Raw genomic sequence first — 4,199 nt, forward strand, 5'->3', positions numbered from 1 at the left:
GCTCCTGCTCCGCCCAGGAATGACGATCGCGATGGGCGTTTCAGCCAATCTCCAACGTATGCCACGTGCCAATGCAAACGGAGCCGACCGGTCAAAATCCCTGCCTCGGCCGCCTGACCTGAATCTCGGCCAGCTATCGCGCTAGGCGACGGCCTGGGCAGGCGCTGGAAGCGACATCATAGTTGTCGCGACTTCGTTGCGATGCATCAGCGCAAAAATCTCGCCGAAGGGCGCCGGACGGCCGAGCAGGAAGCCTTGCGCCTCGTTGCAGCCTTCGGCGCGCAGGATCGACAATTGGCTGTGCGTCTCGACGCCCTCGGCCAGCACCGGGATATGCAGGCTCTGGCCGAGCGCCAGGACGGCGCGGATGATGGCCTTGGCCTGCGGGCTGGTTTCGACCTCGGACATGAAGGAACGATCGAGCTTGATCTTGTCGAACGGGAAGGCGCGCAGCGTCTCCAGCGAGGAATAGCCGGTGCCGAAATCGTCGATGGCGATGGTGACCCCCAGCGCCTTGATCCGCCGCAGGATGTTCAAGGTGCGGATCTTGTCGGCGATGATGGTGGTTTCGGTGATCTCGAGCTCCAGCCGGCTCGGCTTGAGCCCGGTCTCGAGCAGGATCTCGTGGACGAGCTTCGGCAGGTCGGCATGGGCGAACTGGACCGGAGAGAGATTGACCGCGACCTTGTAAGGATGATCCCAAGAGGCGGCCTTGGCGCAGGCGGTGCGCAGCACCCATTCGCCGAGCGGCAGGATGAGCCCGTTCTCCTCGGCCAGCGGAATGAACTCGGCCGGGGAAATGTTGCCCCTGGTCGGATGCTTCCAGCGCAGCAGCGCCTCATAGCCGCGGATATCGCCGGTCGAGACCGACGTCTGGACCTGGTAGTGGAGGTCGAGCTGGCCGTTCTCGACGGCGTCGCGCAGGTCGTTGGCTAAAGTCCGGTTGGCACGGACGGCCTCGTCCATGGCCTGCTCATAGAAGCAGACGTTCTGCGTTATGTTCGCCTTGGCGCGATACATGGCGAGGTCGGCATTGTTGACCAGCGTCTCGCGGTTGTGCGCATCGTTGGGATAGATGGCGACGCCGAGGCTGGCGCCGGTGGCGGTCTCGATATCGCCGATCCTGACCGGCGCGAAGAGCGCCGCTTCAAGGCGCGAAATGAAATCGACAAGGTCCGACTGGCTCTTCATACGCTTGACGCCGGCGAACTCGTCGCCGCCGAGACGGGCGACGAATTCGCCTTCCTGCAGCAGCGCGCCCATGCGCTCGGCCAGGTCCTTCAAGGTCTGGTCGCCGGCGCCATGACCCCAGATGTCGTTGATCTCCTTGAAGCGGTTGAGATCGATGCCGACCACCGCGACCTTGCCGCCAAGTTCGCCGGCGCGGTCGATCTCGCGGTCGAGATGATCGTTGAAGTTGGCGCGGTTGGGCAGGCCGGTCAGCGTGTCGTTCATCGCCAGATGATGCAGGCGTTGAAAGGCCTCCGTGCGCGTCCGGTCGTCGATCAGATAGCTGGCAAGGCCGGTGCCGATGATGATCAGGCCGGCAACGGCGACGCCGAGCGCCATCGCATGCAAGGCCAGCGAATCGGTGGCGGCGCCGCGTGTCACCAACGGCGTCACCTGCACCGCCGCCATTGCGGTGAAATGCAGGCTGACGATGGCCAGCACCAGGACGGCCGCGGCCCAATAGTTGCGGCCGGACAACCGTTCGTTCAGGGCGACGCTGACGGCGAGGCAGGCAAAGACCACGGAGAGCAGGACAGAGGCGGCAATATAGGTCGTGTTCCATTCGACGATGCCGTCGACATGATAGGCGGCCATGCCGGTGTAGTGCATGCCGGAAATCGCCAGGCCGACGATGACGCCTCCGACGATCGGGGCGATGCGCGGAGCGTGGGCCGTCGCCGCGATGAAGCCGGCGGCCGTGCCGGTGATGGCAATAAAGAGCGAGGCGATCGTCAGCACCGGGTCGAAGGTGATCGGGGCGCCGGGATCGTAAGCCAGCATGGCGATGAAATGCGTGCACCAGATCGATGATCCGGCGCAGACCGAGGTCAGGAAATGCCAGCCGACTTGCTGCAGCCCCTCGGCCTCATGCGCCCGCAGGAAAGAGCCTGATGGTCGCCCAGCAGCCGGCGGCGCAGACCAGCGCCGCGACGAGGACGAGCCATAAATTATGATCGACCGTCACGCAGGAGATGACGCGCATCATGGCCGGGTAGCCTCTTCGTTTTCGGAGGTGCCGAACCTTCTTGCCTCATCAAACGGCCGCCCGGCGTCCGTCAGCGCGAACGGCCGATTGCCATATCCGGGCGAGGGGTTTGACACAGGCGATGAAAGGCAGCCGCCCCCAATGCGGATACCGATAGTTCAATCAGCACAATCGTATGCAACTTCTAATAGGTGGTTAATGGCAATTAACGGGAGCCTCGGAAGCCATGAGCATGGTTTCCGGAGCATGTACTATAGTTCTAAAATATCGATATTCCTGGTCGCGCCAGATTGATTTCCCGTGCGATCCGCCTCCGGATGCGGGTGGCACAGGCAATCAGTCTGGTCGCCGAATGGCCTGATCCGGCAAGACCGGTGCGGAATGCCTTAGAGTCCGAGATGGCCCCGCAAGCTGGGCACCTGGTCCAGCACCTGATTGGTCAGGTCAGGCCCGGCGGCGGCCTCGGCCTGCTTGATCAGGGTCTCGCCGGCCTGACGGATTTGGGCCATGTCGAGGCCGGACGCCTTGAGGGCGGCGACGCCGTTGATCAGGGCGCCGGCCTTTTCGCCGAGCACGCCGCCAAGCGCCCCTTGCAGCGACGACAAAAGGCCACCGCCCGAATTGGCCGCGCCGGCGGCCATCACGTCATATTTCTGGGCCAGCGCGTCGGCGCCGGGAATCCGGGCGAAGAAAGACGAAACGGAGGTGCCTTCCGCCTCGTGCTCCAGAACGGAAAAGACGGTGCCGACAACCTTTTCGGTGGTGGGCTCGTCAAGGCCGGCCTTCGAGGAAACGGTGTTGATGATGTCCTGGACGTTCATGGCATTCCCCTTTCGTCATTCGTATAGGCAAGGCGGCGCCGCGCAACTTCGCGTCCTAATGTGACAGCATCGTCAAGCCTTTTTGAAATAACCAAAACGTGATGAATCAAGCGGGCCTGTCGGCGTGCGGCGGGCCGGCTCCATCTCCATGGGGATCGTCATCCGGGGCGTGACTGGACCGTGCGATTCTCGACCCTATCTTGCGGATCACCGCCAATCCTCGAGGACAGCCATGACCGAAGCCGACGCCAAGCCCGTCACCACGCAGCCTGTCATCACTCAGCCTGTCATCACTCAGCCTGTCATCACTCAGGCGATGATCGATGCCTATGACGAATACACGCATCTGACGCTCGACCGCCGCCGCTTCATGGAGCAGTTGACGAAGCTGGCGGGCTCGGGCGCCGCGGCGGCCGCGATCGCGCCGATGCTGGCGGCCAACTCGGCCCAGGCCGCGATCGTCGCCGAGGACGACAGCCGCGTTAAGGGCGAGGACATCACATATCCCGGCTCGAGCGGTGAGATGAAAGCCTATCTGGTCAAGCCGGCCGACCAGCAGGGCAAGCTCGGCACCGTCATCGTCATCCACGAGAACCGGGGACTGAACCCGCATATCCGCGATGTCACCCGGCGCGTGGCGCTGGAGGGATTCGTCGCGCTGGCGCCGGACTTCCTGTCGCCGCTTGGCGGCACGCCGTCCGACGAGGACAAGGCACGCGACATGTTCAGCAAGCTCGATTCCGGCCAGGTCGCGGCCGACGGCGTGGCGACGGTCGCCTACCTCAAGAGCCTCAAGGATGGCAACGGCAAGGTCGGGGCGGTCGGGTTCTGCTGGGGCGGCGGCGCGGTCAACCAGCTTGCCGTCCATGCGCCCAACCTCAGCGCCGGCGTCGCCTATTACGGCATGCAGCCCAGGGCCGAGGACGCCGCGAAGATCAAGGCGCCGCTGCTCCTTCACTATGCCGGGCTCGATACGCGCACCAATGCCGGCATCGATGCCTATAAGAAGGCCTTGGACGCCGCGCATGTCGAATACAAGGTCTATGTCTATGAGGGCGCCAATCACGCCTTCAACAACGACACGTCGGCCGCGCGCTATGACAAGAAGGCCGCCGATCTCGCTTGGGGCCGGACGATGGCGTTTCTCAAAGAGAAGCTCGCCT

General features: G+C 63.8%; 3 protein-coding genes. 1 reads left to right on the forward strand and 2 read right to left on the reverse strand.

Annotation, left to right across the window (positions count from 1 at the left end; all coding sequences use genetic code 11):
• Nucleotides 1–141: 141 nt before the first annotated feature.
• Nucleotides 142–2,010 carry an EAL domain-containing protein gene (locus EOD07_RS24840; RefSeq protein ID WP_348627781.1) on the reverse strand — a complete coding sequence of 623 codons (1,869 nt, stop codon included), beginning with the start codon at nt 2,008–2,010 and terminating at the stop codon, nt 142–144.
• A gap of 591 nt (nt 2,011–2,601) precedes the next feature.
• On the reverse strand, nt 2,602–3,036 hold the full coding sequence (locus tag EOD07_RS24845) for a hypothetical protein (RefSeq protein WP_127237308.1): 435 nt from the start codon (nt 3,034–3,036) through the stop codon (nt 2,602–2,604).
• A gap of 316 nt (nt 3,037–3,352) precedes the next feature.
• On the opposite strand from EOD07_RS24845, the gene EOD07_RS24850 reads away from it, so the two are divergent.
• On the forward strand, nt 3,353–4,199 hold an 847-nt coding region (locus EOD07_RS24850), incomplete at its 3' end, for a dienelactone hydrolase family protein (RefSeq protein ID WP_164772495.1).

The organism is Mesorhizobium sp. M2C.T.Ca.TU.002.02.1.1 (assembly GCF_003997225.1).

Bases quoted from the DNA above. Each gene is read 5' to 3' on its own strand.
- EOD07_RS24840 (WP_348627781.1), bottom strand. From the start codon at position 2,010: ATGCTGGCTTACGATCCCGGCGCCCCGATCACCTTCGACCCGGTGCTG.
- EOD07_RS24845 (WP_127237308.1), bottom strand. From the start codon at position 3,036: ATGAACGTCCAGGACATCATCAACACCGTTTCCTCGAAGGCCGGCCTT.